Below are 15,282 nucleotides of genomic sequence, written 5' to 3' on the forward strand. Positions count from 1 at the left end.
GAGGAGGTAAGGAATGAATCGCTTTTTTCGTAATACCGGGTTCTACCTACTGATTTTTCTTGTCACGGTCGGGATCGTGAATTTCATCCTCTCCGGTACTGATAAGGTTGGGAAACTTACATATCAGGAATTCCGGGTACAGCTAAAAGCTGACAACGTCACTGAGTTGGCGCTTCGACCAGAGAATGGTACTTATAGGGTCGAGGGTACGTTGGCAAAAGCTATTCCGGGACAGGAAAGCAACAAATTTTTTACCAATGTTCCTTTGTATGACTCAGATGTTGTTAAGCTAGTCGAAGAGAAAATCGATGCACAAAAGATGAAAAATGTAGTTGTCAATCCTGCCGAGGGTAACAGCATTTGGCTCACGTTCTTGACCTCTATCATTCCTTTTGTCATCATCTTCATCCTGTTTTTCTTTCTTCTCAACAATGCCCAAGGTGGCGGAAGCCGAGTAATGAACTTCGGTAAAAGCCGCGCGAAGCTTTACAACGAAGAAAAGAAACGCGTTACCTTTGACGACGTAGCAGGAGCGGACGAAGAAAAGGCTGAGCTGGAGGAAGTCGTTGATTTCCTAAAAGACAACCGCAAGTTCAATGCGGTTGGCGCTCGTATTCCAAAAGGGGTACTGCTCGTAGGTCCTCCGGGTACAGGTAAAACCTTGCTCGCTCGCGCTGTTGCAGGCGAAGCTGGTGTGCCGTTCTTCAGTATCTCCGGTTCTGACTTCGTGGAAATGTTCGTTGGGGTGGGTGCATCCCGCGTACGTGACCTGTTTGAAAATGCGAAGAAAAATGCTCCTTGCATTATCTTTATTGACGAGATTGACGCCGTGGGTCGTCAACGCGGAGCTGGACTCGGCGGCGGCCACGACGAACGCGAGCAAACTCTCAACCAGTTGCTCGTAGAGATGGACGGTTTTGGTGGAAACGAAGGGATCATCATGATCGCTGCGACCAACCGACCTGACATTCTCGACCCAGCTCTCTTGCGTCCGGGACGTTTTGACCGTCAAATTACCGTTGATCGTCCTGATATCAAAGGCCGTGAAGCGGTGCTCAAGGTTCATGCCCGCAACAAGCCGATTGGCGAAGACGTGAAGCTGGACGTGATTGCTCGTGGTACATCGGGCTTCACGGGTGCAGACTTGGAGAACTTGCTGAATGAAGCGGCTCTCTTGACTGCCCGCAGAAACAAAAAGCAAATCACGATGACGGAAGTAGACGAAGCGATTGACCGCGTGATTGCAGGTCCAGCGAAGAAGTCTCGCGTAGTGAGCGAAGACGAACGCCGTCTGGTTGCCTTCCACGAAGCCGGTCATACGATCATCGGATACCACTTGAGAAATGCAGAAATGGTACATAAGGTAACAATCATTCCGCGCGGCCAAGCTGGCGGATACACCGTGATGCTGCCGAAGGAAGACCGTTTCTTTGCTACCAAACAAGACCTGCTCGACAAAATCGTCGGTCTGTTGGGTGGACGTGTTGCGGAAGAATTGGTGCTCGGGGATATTAGTACCGGGGCGCATAATGACTTCCAGCGCGCGACTGCTATCGCTCGCAGCATGATTACCGAATACGGAATGAGCAAGCTCGGACCGATGCAGTTCGGTAAGAGTCAAGGACAGGTATTCCTGGGCCGTGACTATGGCAATGAGCGTAACTACTCCGATAAGATTGCCTACGAGATCGATCTCGAAATGCAAAATATTATCAACGAGTGCTACGCAAAATGTACAGAATTGCTGACGACGCACCGTGATCAGCTCGATCTGATTGCGAACACGCTGCTCCGTGTAGAGACTCTCGACGCTGAGCAGATCAAGCAATTGATCGAAACAGGTAAAATGGATAACGATCCAGATGCAAATAAAGATGTGGTCGTGAACATTCAACCGAAGCTGGAAGAAGTAAAAGAAGAACCAAAGCAAGAAGATACAAACGAAGAACCGAAACAATAAGGGGCGCCTCAGGTGCCCTTTTTTGCAATATCGGAAAGTATAAATATTGTGGGTGTTTAAGCTCCTAAGTTTTAAAAGTGTCGATGGACCAATAAAGCTGGTGAGAAGAAAAAGCGCGGGGCTCGTAGACCTTGACAGCGCCACCCCAGTCGGAACTTAAAAAAGGGGACCACGCTTGTCGAACACTTCTTCCTTGAGATCCTTCCGCCCGTAGGGTGGCTTTGGCTCGACGGTCCCCTTTTTTAAGTGGAGACGGGCAGTGAATCCCCCTGCTGGCGTGTCAGAGTCGAAGAGACCTGTGCTTTTTCTTCTCCTCCACTATGGTGACTCAAATCCAATGCGAATGAGAGGGATAGGATATGTTGCTAACACCAGGCATGGCTGCATTTGACATGGATGGAACCTTACTGACTCACGATTCAAAGCTGACAGAAGGAACGAAAGAAGCACTTCGCCAATTGCAACAACAAGGCTGCAAACTCGTTTTGTCTACGGGCAGGATGTATGGCTCCGCTCAAATTCCGATCGATTCCTTTCCTTTTGACGGCTATGTCTGTAGCAATGGGGGCGCTGTATTCGAAGGTGACGGCACGCTGGTCCGTCGATGGCTCCTTCCTACCGAGATGGTAATTGGTGCGATCCATGCACTGGGGCAAGAAACGATTTATTATGAGCTACATGATACCAACAGCAATCGCTGGATGATCAAAGAAGACCGTGAACGTTTGGAAGCGACCATCAGTGAGGACGCGTCTGTGGAAGGGTTCTCGATCTTGAATTTTCCTTACTACCGGCTTGCTCGCGTAGAGCCATTGGCAGAGATGCTGGAAAAGGTGGAGTCCGGGGAAGTGGAAATCGTCAAGTTTTTCATCTGGCATCATGACCCGGAGCGTTTGGAGTGGGTGAAAGAGAAGCTAAAGCCTTGGAGCGAGCAAGTGACCATCACTTCATCCGGAAAGCAGAATGTCGAAGTAATTCCTCAAGGAGTTTCCAAATGGGAAGGGCTTCAATACTTCTGTGAGAAGTGGGGAATCTCCCCAGAAAAAGTAATGGCATTTGGCGATGCAGAAAACGATCGTGAGGCGTTAACGGGCGCAGGATATTCCGTTGCAATGGAAAACGCTTCTGACGAGATCAAGCAGGTGGCCAAATATATCGCCCCACACCATAATGAGGAAGGCGTTGCCCGATTTATTCGGGAGCGCGTTCTTGGAGAGAAACGCGAGTAAGAGAATGAAAAAGCAGAAGCTGCGTCTGTACAGGCCGGTTTCTGCTTTTTCGTTCAAAATGTACCACGTTGACAAGGTGAGGTTATACGCTTACAATGACCGTAAATTATGACACCACCGTAGGGGGATTTTTTCCATGGACGCTTTAGCGTTAGAAAAAAAAGCCCAGCGCAACGCTGAGTTACGTGAACGACTGCTGCAGTTGAAGAAAGAGCGTAATGCCATCATTCTTGCTCACTTTTACCAACGTCCCGAGATTCAGGAGGTCGCTGACTTCATTGGAGATTCCTTTGGGTTGGCGCAAAAAGCGAAAGAAACGGATGCTGATGTGATTTTGTTCTGTGGGGTTCATTTTATGGGAGAAAGTGCAAAAATTCTCAATCCCCAAAAGACCGTCATTATTCCCGACGAACGGGCTGGCTGTCCGATGGCGGACATGGTGAACGTAGACGGGCTCCGCAAGCTCAAAGCACAGCATCCAAATGCAAAAGTAGTGGCTTACATCAATACTTCTGCGGATGTCAAAGCAGAAACTTACATCTGCTGTACCTCATCCAACGCGAAGCGCGTGATCGAGTCGATCGACAGCGATGAGATCATTTGGGTGCCGGACAAAAACCTCGGCCACTATGTATCCCAATTCACGGACAAGAAGATGATTATTTGGGAAGGGTACTGCAACACGCATGACCAACTGTCTGTAGAAGACATCATGACGTTGAAGCAGCAGCACCCGGAAGCTGTGGTTGTCGTTCATCCGGAGTGCCGCCCAGAAGTGGTGTCCCTGGCTGACTACGTTGGTTCCACGACCGGAATTTTGAAATACTGCCGTGAGTCTTCGCACAAGGAATTTATTATCGGAACGGAAGACGGCACACGCTACATGCTGGAAAAGGACAGCCCGGACAAAACGTTCATTTTCGCTTCCAAGTACCTCGTTTGCCCGAATATGAAGGTGAACAACCTGAAGAAATGCGTAGAGGCGCTGGAGAATATGAAACCGGAGATTTTTGTGCCGAAAGATGTTGCTGATGCGGCGCGGGCTTCCCTGGAGCGCATGCTTGCGGTAGCGCCTGCATAAGGGGCAGTCTAATCAAATGCAAAAAGGGAGTAGAGCGCAGGGGCTTTACTCCCTTTTTCTATTAGGAGGCTTTGGTCAAGGGCTGGATGTCTTTTCGTCGGTAAATGTTCAGGACGAGTCCCATCAAGGCCATTTGCAATACAGTATGCACGATTCCAAAGCCAACGAATGGTAGATTCACAGAGATAGGGGGAACCAGACCGACAGTCATGAAAATACTCCAGAAAAACGGCGTAAAAAAGAGTACAATCATACCGGATAACAGAAAGGATCCATATACATCTTTTACTCTTCTGATGGCATAGAGCAAGCGCAGCAACAACATAACGCCCAGAATGAAAAAGGCTATCCCTATAATTGGTCCAAAGATATACACCATGTAGGCAAAAATATAGTCAGATTCAAGGGCGGGCAATGCATCTAGAGAGGCACCGAAGCCTTGTCCCCATAGGCTAGCTGACTGGATAGTTTTCAAGGATTGAATGATGATATATCCTCTTCCATCCGGTTCAAGGTACGGATTCAGGAAGTAAAACAGACGGTCTAGCTGATAAGGTTTAGCAAACAGGTAAACCATCCCTCCGACACACGCGAACACCATAGCGAGGAAGCTCAGTATAACAAGCTTTTTAGGCTTAGCGGCAATCACGAGCGCGATGTAGCCACCGACATATAAGAAAACGGCAAATTCGTATTCGCTTAGCGTGAGAAGCAGGCAAGGGGGTAGGAAGTACAAAATCACTTTTACGATGGTGTAGCAATTGCGCTCCTTCCACTCAGTGAAAATTCCTGCGAGGGCTACGATGAACAGGAAGGGACTGATTGCAATGAAATGAAGTAGGGAATCTCCGATGTCCAGATACTGGATACCGTTTAAAGGTTTCCCTGCGAGCAGTGTATATAGGAGTAAGATCACAGTGACGAAATACACAATCTTACTGTATCTCTTTAATTTACTGTAATCCCAAAAGAGAATCGCCACGAAAACGACTGTTCCGATTATGATTCCGACCAGTTGTCTCCCGATTAAATTACGATTATCTTCCGCAATATGAAGTGAATACAGGGTAACCAATCCGATAGCTAGCAGGATTCCAACAATAGAAACAATCCCCCACTCCATCCGCGGCTTGTGCGCCTGATGAAGCTGTTGACCGACAGCCACAGGATCACCCATTTCGGCGATCGCAATCCGAGTCGCTTCTTCTTCCCTATACCCAGCCTCACGATAATCCTCGATCTTTTCAGCGAAATGATTCTCCAATTCCAGCCTAATCGCTGCATGAACCTCTTTGTTCTTAATCTGATCGCAAACATCTTTTATGTAATGCGCAATTCGCTTATTTTCGCTCATGTAGCCTGCCCTCCCAATACGGAGTCAACAGCGGTACGAAAAGATTCCCACTCCTGTTTCTTCTCTTTCAGATGCTTCTTGCCTTCGCGGGTGATTTGATAATATTTGCGTTTTCGCTCTCCTTCCCCCTCACTCCAAAACGCCTCGACTTTTCCTTCAGACTCAAGGGTATGAAGAATGGGGTAGAGGGTGCCTTCCTTGAGAGACAGCACACCGTTCGAGCTAGTTTCCATCGTTTTGATCATCTCATAGCCGTACATCGCCTTTTGTTCCAGCAAGGTAAGAATGAGAATGACCGTACTGCCTTTCATCAACTCTTTGTTGATTGCCATAGCTACCTCCTTATACCTCGGATTTCGATACCTCGAATATCTATGTATCATTCTATTCCATAAAAGAGAAAAAAACAAGACTTCCTCATCGGGAAGTCTTGTTATATGTGTTTAGGAAGGCATCGGGGTAGGAGTTGGTTTTCCATAGCCTTGCCCATAAGTTTGGTCGATGTAGTTACGAATTTCTTTTGTAGATTTGCCTTCTTCTTTTAGTTTGCCGGAAATAACGGCTATTTCCATGCATACGCCGCAGCGAGTGCCGTGGTCATCCCAGACGATGGAGCCATCAGACTTTTCTTCTTTGATGAAGCAGTTGCCATTATGCCCGTGTCCAGCACTTTCACCACAACCACAATAGCATGGAATGGATTTAAGCAGCTCACGGTTTGCCGCAGCAACTTTGTAGGATTCGATAATGACAGGGTCTTGGTTGTCTAAAAATTTCGGTAGCTGATCAGCGGAAGCAGTCAATTCCTGCAAATCACCATTGGGGGCGTGCTGCGTGTGATCGCTATGATTCTGTTCAGCTTGATCAGTAGAGCCACAGCCAGTAAGCAGAGCTGCGGTGATAAAAGTAATGGCTAACCATGATTTACGTTTCATCTTGGACATACCTCCTGCCAGTTATTTTATCATAATCAGATGGAGAAATTGTGAAGCTAGGAGAGAAGATGGGCACTTATGACATTTAAATCGGAATAAATCCTATTTACTTTTTGGGCGCCTCTTCGTATAATGAAAAACGACGAGAACGTAAATCGGAATCATTTTGAATTGGAGCAGGAGGAAATATAGATGAAAAGAGCTATGGTGGCAGCCCTCAGTTTCATTACGGCAGTGGGGCTGGTGGGATGTGGAGCAGCAAACGAAACGGCTGGGACTCCGCAAACTGGCAGTGACGCATCCGGGAAACCAAAAGTATACACGACGATTTATCCATTGGAATATGTAGCGAAGCGAATCGGCGGTGAACACGTGGAGGTAACGAATCTGGTTCCCGCTGGTGTAGAGCCTCACGACTACGAGCCAACCGCAAAAGACATGGTCGCTCTGTCCGGAGCAGATATCTTCGCCTATAACGGCAGTGGTTTGGAGCTGTGGGTAGAGAAGGCTGTAACCAACCTCGACAAAAACAAGACAACGATCGTTAATGCGACGGAAGGTCTCGAACTGATTCGTGCAGCTGAGCATGAGCATGAAGGAGAAGAGCACACAGAAGAAGGTCACGCAGAAGAAGCAGGGCATGACCACGGGGATCTGGACCCTCATGTATGGCTTGATCCTATGCAACTGAAGGAACAGGCAGAGAAGGTCAAAAATACGCTCGTGCAAAAGGATCAAGCTCACGCTGCCGATTACGAAAAGAACTACACACAACTAGCAACAGACCTGGAGCAGCTGGATAAAGAGTTCAAAGCTATGGTTACGCAAGCGCCGAAGAAAGAATTCATGGTTTCTCATAGCGCATTCGGCTATATGGCAAAACGCTACGGGCTGGAGCAAATAGCGATCTCTGGGGTCAATCCTTCTGATGAGCCATCCACGGCTGAGTTGAAGAGCTTGGTGGAGCATGTAAAAGAACACAACATTTCTTATGTGCTGTTCGAGACGCTAGTTTCTCCGAAGGTAGCGGAAGTGATTGCGAAGGAAGCTGGCGTGAAGACGGCTACGCTTAATCCGTTGGAAGGTTTGACGGAAGAAGATGTGAAAGCAGGCCGTGATTACTTGTCCATCATGCGTGACAATATGAATACATTAAAAACTGCACTCCAATAAGCTTTCCCCCGAAAAGATGTCGCTTCCCAGGCGGCATTTTTTCGTTAGTAGGATGCTTGTGATTCGGGCAAAATCGTAGTACGATGAAGGGAATCAAATAAGAACAAATCCGATTTAAGGGATGGATATTTCATGGAACCATATAAACAAGAGGTGCCTGTTATTAAGCTCACAGGCGTCTCCTTTCAATATGAAGACAAACAGGTTCTCGATGAGGTTGAATTCACACTGGAACGAGGAGACTTTGTGGGCATCGTCGGGCCGAACGGATCAGGAAAATCTACGCTGATGAAGCTGATTTTGGGTCTGTTGACGCCAAACAAAGGGACAGTGGAGCTGTTCGGGCAACCACTATCCAAGTTTCGTGAATGGAACCGTATTGGATACGTCGCTCAACAGGTCGCGCATGGAGCGGGTGGATTTCCGGCGACGGTGCGTGAAGTCGTGTCATCTGGATTGGTCGGCAAAGTAGGCCTTTTTCGCAGACTGACGGGTCAGCATCATGAGAGTGTACGGGCTGCGGTGGAGCGTGTCGGCTTGCTGGAAAAGCTGGATCAACGCATCGGCAACTTGTCCGGCGGGCAATTGCAGCGCGTATTCATAGCGCGAGCTCTCGTAGCTGAACCGGAGCTGTTGATCCTCGATGAGCCAACAGTTGGTGTCGATCAGGAATCGATCGATCAATTTTACAGCTTGCTTCGTTCGCTGAAGGAAGAGAACGGATTGACAATGATGATCGTCAGCCACGATGTGGGAGTCATGTCGCAATGGGTGACCAAGGTGGCTTGTGTGCAGAAGAAAATTCACTTCCACGGAACGGCGCACGATTTTGAGCATAACCAAGAAAAAATCTTGCAAAGTATGTACGGTGATTCGGTCAGACTGCTGTCTCATCATCATTAAGCTTTGTAAATAGGTAAGAAAGAAGGAATATACACATGCTTGCTGATTGGTGGCAGTATGACTTTTTGCGGTATACCCTGTTTTCAGGGATTTTAATTGGTCTGATCTGCCCTATTTTAGGTACGTTTCTCATTGTTCGTCGCTTGTCGATGATGGCAGATGGCTTGTCACACGTTACGCTGTCCGGTGTAGCTGCCGGGATGCTCATTTCCAAAAAGGTCGCCTTCTTCTCCGCAGTCAATCCGCTGTTTTTCGGGATGTTGTTTGCGGTGATTGGTTCGTTGTTCATCGAGCGGCTGCGTAAGGTGTACAAAGCGTATCAGGATTTGGCGATTCCGATTATTTTGTCCGCGGGACTTGGGCTGTTTACGGTATTGATCAGTATCGCAGACGGTTTTAACGCAGATTTGTATTCGTACTTGTTCGGAAAAATCGTTACAGTGTCCATCGAAGACTTGTATGCGCTGATTGGTGTGGCAGTTGTTGTTTTAGGGACAGTTTTGTTGATCTACAAGGAGCTTTTTGCGGTCTCCTTTGACGAGGAATTCGCTCGCGTCTCCGGCGTGGCAAGGCGTTCGATTAACCTGTGGTTCATGGTGCTTGTCGCTCTGACGATTGCGGCTTCCATGCGTATTGTCGGTGTATTGTTGATTTCGGCGCTGATTACGCTTCCGGTGGCTGCCAGTCTGCAAATCGCAAAAAGCTTTCGTCAAACGATTTTCTTGTCGATTTTGTTCGCGGAGTTTTCCGTGTTGAGCGGTTTGTATTTTGCCTATCTCCTTGATTGGGCATCTGGTGGTACAATTGTACTGATGGCAGTACTGGTTATGCTGGTTGTATTGGGTGTAAAGAAGCTGCGGGTCGCTTTCCGATAAGAGTTATCCGGATATGACAAAAGGAAGGAGTGTTTGTCGATGAAAGTAGAAGAAGCGCTGCAAATATTGAAAGACCATGGTTTCAAGTATACCGGCAAGCGGGAGGAGATGATTCGAATCTGCGCGGCCGAGAAGCGATACCTGTCTGCCAAAGATATTATGGAGAGAATCAAGGAGCAGTATCCGACACTCAGCTTCGATACCGTCTATCGCAACATTTCCACTTTTGTTGAGCTGGGGATTCTGGAAGAGACCGAGCTGGATGGGGAAGGCAGATTCCGTTTGGCCTGTTCGACAGACGGACACCATCATCACCATGTGATTTGTACGGAATGTGGAAAGACTTCTTCTTTGCCAGGATGTCCGATGAATATCATTTCCGCAGTACCGGAAGAGTTTCAGGTGACGGGGCATAAATTCGAGGTATATGGCACGTGTAAGGAATGTGTAACGCATTCGAATTAATCGGATAGAGGGGAGTGCTCGCTTTTGCGGGCGCTCTTTTTTTGCATCTCCTTCAAGCGTGTATTTGCTATAATGGGTGGAAAATCATCAGTTACAAGAGAGAAGGGACACAGTCATGATTCCCCGTTATATTGTGGACTTTGATTTGCACACCTTACCTCGGATGAGGGCAGATGTAGCTGTTATTGGAGCAGGAATTGCTGGGTTGTATATGGCGTTGCAAACGAGTGAGTATACGGATGTGGTGTTGATCAGCAAGAAGGGACTCGATGACAGTAACACACGCTGGGCTCAGGGAGGAATCGCTGCTGTAACAGCCCAATCAGATTCTCCTGCCCTTCATCGACAGGATACATTAATCGCTGGAGCAGGTCTTTGCTCGTATAACGCTGTGGAAGTCCTGGTGCATGAAGGCCCTGATCGCTTGCATGAACTGATTGCATATGGAACGGAATTTGACCGCGATGAACAAGGACAGTACGAGCTGACACAGGAGGGGGCGCATAGCAAACGACGAATCTTACATGCGAATGGAGATGCCACTGGGGCAGAGATCGTCCGCGCTTTGTCCAAGCGTGTGATGGAGCAGCCAAACATTCAGGTTTTGGAATATCATTTTGCAGTGGATGTCATCACGCAGGATGGCGAATGCGTGGGTGTCCTCGTGCGGAAGCCGGATGGCGAACTGTTTTTCCTGGAAGCCAAAGCAACGGTGCTGGCAACAGGAGGAGCAGGTCAGCTTTACCGTTATACGACGAATCCGCAAATCGCTACGGCAGATGGGATCGGCATCGCGTATCGGGCGGGCGCTCGCATTAAAGATGTGGAATTTATCCAGTTTCATCCGACTGCGCTTTATTATCCGGGAGCCCCGCGCTTTTTGATTTCGGAAGCGGTTCGTGGAGAGGGTGCCATTTTGCGTAACAGCAATGGTGATCGCTTCATGGACAAGTATCATCCGCAAAAAGAGCTGGCGCCGCGTGATATTGTCGCCCGGGCGATTGTCTCTGAGATGGAACAGACGAAGTCTACGTACGTGTATCTCGACATCACCCACGAATCAGAGGAGCTAATTAAGCGTCGTTTTCCGACGATTTATAATTTTTGCTTACAATATGGGCTCAATATGGTGACAGATTGGATTCCAGTAGCTCCTGCTTGCCATTATATTATGGGCGGGGTCCAGACTGACTTGCACGGAGAGACCTCGACAAAGCGGCTTTTTGCCTGCGGGGAAGCATCCTGCACGGGGGTACATGGAGCGAATCGATTGGCCAGCAACTCGTTATCGGAAGCGGTTGTATTCGGTCACCGGATCGCGGAGCGGATCAAGCAGCTTACTGATTTGCCGAGCATTCATCCCTTCCAGGTTGTTTCCAAGCAAAAACTGCCTCAAACGTTCCATACACGTGAACAACGATTGAAAATGCAAAAGCTCATGCTGCGGCATGTTAGTGTGAAGCGCGACGAAAAAGGATTAACGAAAGCACTAGCAGAGCTTGCGAGAATGGAGCAATACTACCAGTACGAGCCTGAGAGCCTGGAAACGTTTGAATTCTTCAATCTGCTGAATGCTGCCGTCCTGACAACGAGAGCGGCACTTTTGCGGGAAGAAAGCAGAGGTGGGCATTACCGTACTGATTTTCCGAATAAAGATGACTTGGTGTGGCGCAAGCATTTGATCCAGTCTGTAGAAGATGGTGTCCAAGAGGAGTGTGAGAAGCATGATGTGGAATAAACGGGAGCTTCAGAGAAAAATAGAGGAATGGCTACAGGAAGACGTGGGATTTGGTGATGTGACGACCATGAGCACGATTCCTGAATCGGAGCAGGGTGTCGGCATTTTATATGCGAAGGAAGCGGGGATTGTGGCAGGCTTGCCAATTGCGGAGCAAGTATTTTCCACGGTTGATTCTACCCTCGTTTTTGAGGCAAAAGTAGAAGAAGGAGCACGAGTGGAGGTTGGTCAGCAGATCGCCGAAGTCAGCGGCTCGGTTCGTTCGATTTTGAGTGGAGAGCGGCTTGCGCTTAATTTAATGCAACGTCTGTCTGGGATTGCCACGAAAACGAGTGAATACGCAACGGCCGTCGCAGGGACGAAAGCACGGGTTGTCGATACGCGGAAGACCACGCCAGGCCTTAGGGCTTTGGAAAAGTACGCAGTTCGTGTCGGGGGAGGCTACAATCACCGTTTTGCCTTGTATGATGCCGTGATGATCAAGGACAATCACATCAAAGGAGCGGGCGGTATCGCGCAGGCTGTTGCAGCGGCACGCGCGGTTATTCCTCATACGATGACAGTAGAGGTAGAGGCCGAATCGTTCGAACAGGTTCAGGAAGCATTGGCAGCAGGTGCAGATACGATCATGCTCGACAACATGTCCCTCGATCAAATGGTGGAAGCTGTGCAGTTTATCAATGGACGGGCCATTGTCGAGGCATCTGGCGGTGTGAGTCTGGAGACGATTGGTGACATTGCAAAAACAGGCGTAGATATTATTTCGGTAGGGGCGCTGACTCATTCTGTCAAAGCGTTTGATATCAGCCTCGATCTGAATACACGCAAGCGGTAAGGAGCGACCACGATGTTATTGGTGATCGATATAGGCAATTCCAATATTGTGCTGGGCTTGTATGAAGGCGACGAGCTCCAACACCATTGGAGAGTGTCCACAGATCGTAACAAAACGGAAGACGAGTACGGCATGCTCGTCAAAAGCTTGTTTGGTAGCGTAGGACTTGGTTTTGAACAGGTGAGAGGCGTCATTATCTCGTCTGTCGTGCCGCCTCTAAACCTCACGATTGAACGCATGTGCGGGAAGTACATGCAACAAAAAGCGCTGATTATCGGACCCGGTATCAAGACGGGACTGAACATCAAGTATGAGTATCCGCGAGAGGTAGGTTCCGATCGAATCGTGAACGCGGTTGCTGCGATTCATCATTATGGTGCTCCACTCATTGTTGTCGATTTTGGTACGGCGACGACCTTTTGCTATGTGGACGAGCGGGCGCAGTATTGGGGCGGGGCGATTGCTCCTGGTATTGGGATATCGACAGAGGCGCTCTTCACTCGTGCTGCCAAGTTGCCGCGAATTGAAATCGCCAAGCCCGCAAGTGTAGTCGGCCGCAATACAATAGCGGCGATGCAGTCCGGCATTTTCTATGGGTTTGTCGGTCAGGTCGAAGGCATTGTACGCAGAATTATGGATGAATACAGTACGCGACCTACCGTAGTTGCTACGGGAGGGCTGGCAGCACTTTTTGCGAATGAGACCTCTTGTATCCATGTCGTGGATCAGAATCTTACGCTAAAAGGACTTCGTTTGATCTATGAGCGGAATCAATCATAGTGGATGTCGAACATATTTGCAGAAAAACATTTCAGGATCATCTGGATCTAGATGAGTCAGGGTTCCGCAGTGAGCGTATCCGAGCTTCAGACAGAGACGTTGCATTCTTTCGTTGGAAAGGTTAGTAGAAGTGAACAATTTCTCCGTAGGGGAGATCGTTTCCAGATAGCGCATCATCTCCTCGCCAACCCCTCGGTTCTGATAGTGAGGGTGAACAATGAGCAGATGAATAAAGCTGTTCTTAAAAAACGATTGATTGATGATGGCAAAACCGACGATATTCATGTCGATTAACACCAAGTAGCAATGCCCTTGCTCGATGGCTTCTTGAAGTTCAGGTGAACGACTGGTTGAACCGAGAACCATTGCATCAATCGTACAGACAGCAGGAATGTCTTGAGGAGTAGCTAGACGGATCGAGGTCATTCATTTCAAATCCTTTCTACTTGTAAATCGTTGCTAATGTTGTATGGAATGGAAAAAGGGTGTTAAACTACTGGTAGAGATATTGATGATCCGACATATAAATAAAGGAGCCAATACCGTTGCAGCGGCAAGGCTCCTGAGACAAGTAGCTGTGGCACACCCACGGCGCGCATGATTACAAAAACAGCGAACCCACCGTCAGGCGGTCAACCTTAGGCGGTGGGTTTTCGCTTGTTACGCCACTTTCTTATCCATCGGTAGAGCTTCCTGCTGCTAAACCATAGGCTTAGCAAGGTTGCCAGTACTTTTAGGAAAAGGTAAAGCGTGCCGAGCGAGACCATCAGCATCACCCCCTTTACAGGAAGCTGTGCCGTGGTCTTCCACCGCCAGTCTTGTCTTACGTTAAATTATACCATTTCAGCATTCCATATAGTGAGTTCTCTTGTTAGTGCAGATGCGAGCTGGCTCGACAAAAAGAGTGGTATTTGGAGAGGGACACTGCTACTGACAGGTAATGATATATACGTAGTTCACATCCATGGATGGGGACAGAGAAAAAAGTTGAGATTTTCATTACTTTTCGTTGACAGCACATGCTCCACGCGCTACAATGGCTATTGTGCCTAGCAGAAAAGTTATGTCACATTGAACTTTTTAAGTTTCTTTAAAAAAGTTCTTGCGTTTCAGATGAATGCATGCTAACATATGAATTCTGAAAGGCAAACAAGCGGATCGCTTTGATCCACTTCAAATATACGGATGGATGTCCGAGCGGCCGAAGGAGCACGATTGGAAATCGTGTAGGCGGTGTCGAACCGTCTCGTGGGTTCAAATCCCACTCCATCCGCCATCACTTTCTTAGAAATGGCCCGTTGGTGAAGCGGTTTAACACAGCAGCCTTTCACGCTGTCATTCAGGGGTTCGAATCCCCTACGGGTCACCTAGCAAAACACCCCCAATGAAATAGCGGGGGATTGTGGAGGCTTAGCTCAGCTGGGAGAGCATCTGCCTTACAAGCAGAGGGTCGGCGGTTCGATCCCGTCAGCCTCCACCACTTACATTAATGGACAAGGAAGGTCAGCTAAAAGGGCCACGTTCTGTGGCAACACTGACACTCAGTCGTCCTGACTATCGCGGGATGGAGCAGCTCGGTAGCTCGTCGGGCTCATAACCCGAAGGTCGCAGGTTCAAATCCTGCTCCCGCAACCAAATATGGAGCTGTGGTGAAGTTGGAGTTCACGCCGGTCTGTCACACCGGAGGTCGCGGGTTCGAGTCCCGTCAGCTCCGCCATTTCAACCTTGATGGTTTGAAATTGCGATAAATATAGCGAGAGCCATTAGCTCAGTTGGTAGAGCATCTGACTTTTAATCAGAGGGTCGAAGGTTCGAGTCCTTCATGGCTCACCAGTTTTTTAAAAGCGAGAGATTGATCATCATACAATGCGGTCGTGGCGGAATTGGCAGACGCGCTAGATTCAGGTTCTAGTGGTGGCAACACCGTGGAGGTTCAAGTCCTCTCGACCGCACC

14 protein-coding genes and 7 tRNA genes are annotated in these 15,282 nt (G+C 48.5%); 17 read left to right on the forward strand and 4 right to left on the reverse strand.

Features of this window, described 5'->3' with window-relative positions; genetic code table 11:
• The first annotated feature begins 13 nt into the window (after window positions 1-13).
• The 3 genes from ftsH to nadA all read left to right on the forward strand — a co-directional run bounded on the left by ftsH (window position 14) and on the right by nadA (window position 4,270).
• Window positions 14-1,960, forward strand: coding sequence for an ATP-dependent zinc metalloprotease FtsH (gene ftsH / locus FB479_RS28325; protein ID WP_106657051.1), 1,947 nt, complete (start codon window positions 14-16; stop codon window positions 1,958-1,960).
• 359 nt (window positions 1,961-2,319) lie between these two features.
• The gene (locus tag FB479_RS28330) at window positions 2,320-3,189 is read left to right on the forward strand and encodes an HAD family hydrolase (protein ID WP_142067477.1); all 870 of its coding nucleotides are present in this window, start codon (window positions 2,320-2,322) and stop codon (window positions 3,187-3,189) included.
• A 136-nt stretch (window positions 3,190-3,325) separates the two neighbouring features.
• Complete coding sequence (nadA, locus tag FB479_RS28335; RefSeq protein WP_017246967.1) at window positions 3,326-4,270, forward strand: quinolinate synthase NadA; 945 nt, start codon at window positions 3,326-3,328, stop codon at window positions 4,268-4,270.
• Between the two features lie 61 nt (window positions 4,271-4,331).
• Here the strand turns inward: nadA and FB479_RS28340 are convergent, their stop codons facing one another.
• The 3 genes from FB479_RS28340 to FB479_RS28350 all read right to left on the reverse strand — a co-directional run bounded on the left by FB479_RS28340 (window position 4,332) and on the right by FB479_RS28350 (window position 6,559).
• Complete coding sequence (locus FB479_RS28340) at window positions 4,332-5,624, reverse strand: FtsW/RodA/SpoVE family cell cycle protein (RefSeq protein WP_142067478.1); 1,293 nt, start codon at window positions 5,622-5,624, stop codon at window positions 4,332-4,334.
• Window positions 5,621-5,956: a PadR family transcriptional regulator gene (locus FB479_RS28345; protein ID WP_106657055.1), complete on the reverse strand. Its 336-nt coding sequence runs from the start codon at window positions 5,954-5,956 to the stop codon at window positions 5,621-5,623. Before FB479_RS28345 ends, FB479_RS28340 begins: the two co-directional genes overlap by 4 nt.
• 111 nt (window positions 5,957-6,067) lie before the next feature.
• A complete protein-coding gene (locus FB479_RS28350) occupies window positions 6,068-6,559 on the reverse strand; it encodes a PCYCGC domain-containing protein (RefSeq protein WP_106657056.1) in 492 nt (163 codons plus the stop codon).
• 192 nt (window positions 6,560-6,751) lie between these two features.
• Between FB479_RS28350 and FB479_RS28355 the strand changes: the two genes are divergently transcribed.
• The 7 genes from FB479_RS28355 to FB479_RS28385 all read left to right on the forward strand — a co-directional run bounded on the left by FB479_RS28355 (window position 6,752) and on the right by FB479_RS28385 (window position 13,328).
• Complete coding sequence (locus FB479_RS28355; RefSeq protein WP_142067479.1) at window positions 6,752-7,732, forward strand: metal ABC transporter substrate-binding protein; 981 nt, start codon at window positions 6,752-6,754, stop codon at window positions 7,730-7,732.
• 132 nt (window positions 7,733-7,864) lie between these two features.
• The gene (locus tag FB479_RS28360) at window positions 7,865-8,635 is read left to right on the forward strand and encodes a metal ABC transporter ATP-binding protein (RefSeq protein ID WP_142067480.1); all 771 of its coding nucleotides are present in this window, start codon (window positions 7,865-7,867) and stop codon (window positions 8,633-8,635) included.
• 35 nt (window positions 8,636-8,670) lie between these two features.
• Window positions 8,671-9,510, forward strand: coding sequence for a metal ABC transporter permease (locus FB479_RS28365; RefSeq protein ID WP_007729939.1), 840 nt, complete (start codon window positions 8,671-8,673; stop codon window positions 9,508-9,510).
• 39 nt (window positions 9,511-9,549) lie between these two features.
• Complete coding sequence (locus FB479_RS28370) at window positions 9,550-9,975, forward strand: Fur family transcriptional regulator (RefSeq protein WP_047074521.1); 426 nt, start codon at window positions 9,550-9,552, stop codon at window positions 9,973-9,975.
• Between the two features lie 115 nt (window positions 9,976-10,090).
• On the forward strand, window positions 10,091-11,713 hold the full coding sequence (nadB, locus tag FB479_RS28375; RefSeq protein WP_142067481.1) for an L-aspartate oxidase: 1,623 nt from the start codon (window positions 10,091-10,093) through the stop codon (window positions 11,711-11,713).
• A complete protein-coding gene (gene nadC / locus FB479_RS28380) occupies window positions 11,700-12,548 on the forward strand; it encodes a carboxylating nicotinate-nucleotide diphosphorylase (protein ID WP_106657059.1) in 849 nt (282 codons plus the stop codon). Before nadB ends, nadC begins: the two co-directional genes overlap by 14 nt.
• A 12-nt stretch (window positions 12,549-12,560) precedes the next feature.
• Window positions 12,561-13,328 carry a type III pantothenate kinase gene (locus FB479_RS28385; RefSeq protein ID WP_142067482.1) on the forward strand — a complete coding sequence of 256 codons (768 nt, stop codon included), beginning with the start codon at window positions 12,561-12,563 and terminating at the stop codon, window positions 13,326-13,328.
• Here FB479_RS28385 and FB479_RS28390 read toward each other — a convergent pair.
• On the reverse strand, window positions 13,323-13,754 hold the full coding sequence (locus FB479_RS28390) for a GNAT family N-acetyltransferase (RefSeq protein ID WP_106657060.1): 432 nt from the start codon (window positions 13,752-13,754) through the stop codon (window positions 13,323-13,325). The genes FB479_RS28385 and FB479_RS28390 overlap by 6 nt on opposite strands.
• Window positions 13,755-14,511: 757 nt before the next feature.
• Between FB479_RS28390 and FB479_RS28395 the strand changes: the two genes are divergently transcribed.
• The 7 genes from FB479_RS28395 to FB479_RS28425 all read left to right on the forward strand — a co-directional run bounded on the left by FB479_RS28395 (window position 14,512) and on the right by FB479_RS28425 (window position 15,280).
• Window positions 14,512-14,604: transfer RNA gene (locus FB479_RS28395), tRNA-Ser, on the forward strand.
• A gap of 16 nt (window positions 14,605-14,620) precedes the next feature.
• Window positions 14,621-14,694: transfer RNA gene (locus FB479_RS28400), tRNA-Glu, on the forward strand.
• A gap of 38 nt (window positions 14,695-14,732) precedes the next feature.
• A tRNA-Val gene (locus tag FB479_RS28405) sits at window positions 14,733-14,808 on the forward strand.
• Between the two features lie 78 nt (window positions 14,809-14,886).
• Window positions 14,887-14,963: transfer RNA gene (locus FB479_RS28410), tRNA-Met, on the forward strand.
• 5 nt (window positions 14,964-14,968) lie between these two features.
• Window positions 14,969-15,045, forward strand: a tRNA-Asp gene (locus tag FB479_RS28415).
• 40 nt (window positions 15,046-15,085) lie between these two features.
• A tRNA-Lys gene (locus FB479_RS28420) sits at window positions 15,086-15,161 on the forward strand.
• A 35-nt stretch (window positions 15,162-15,196) separates the two neighbouring features.
• A tRNA-Leu gene (locus tag FB479_RS28425) sits at window positions 15,197-15,280 on the forward strand.
• Window positions 15,281-15,282 lie beyond the last annotated feature (2 nt).

This window comes from Brevibacillus sp. AG162, from assembly GCF_006715575.1.
In the GTDB taxonomy this organism is placed as follows: Bacteria; Bacillota; Bacilli; order Brevibacillales; family Brevibacillaceae; genus Brevibacillus; species Brevibacillus brevis.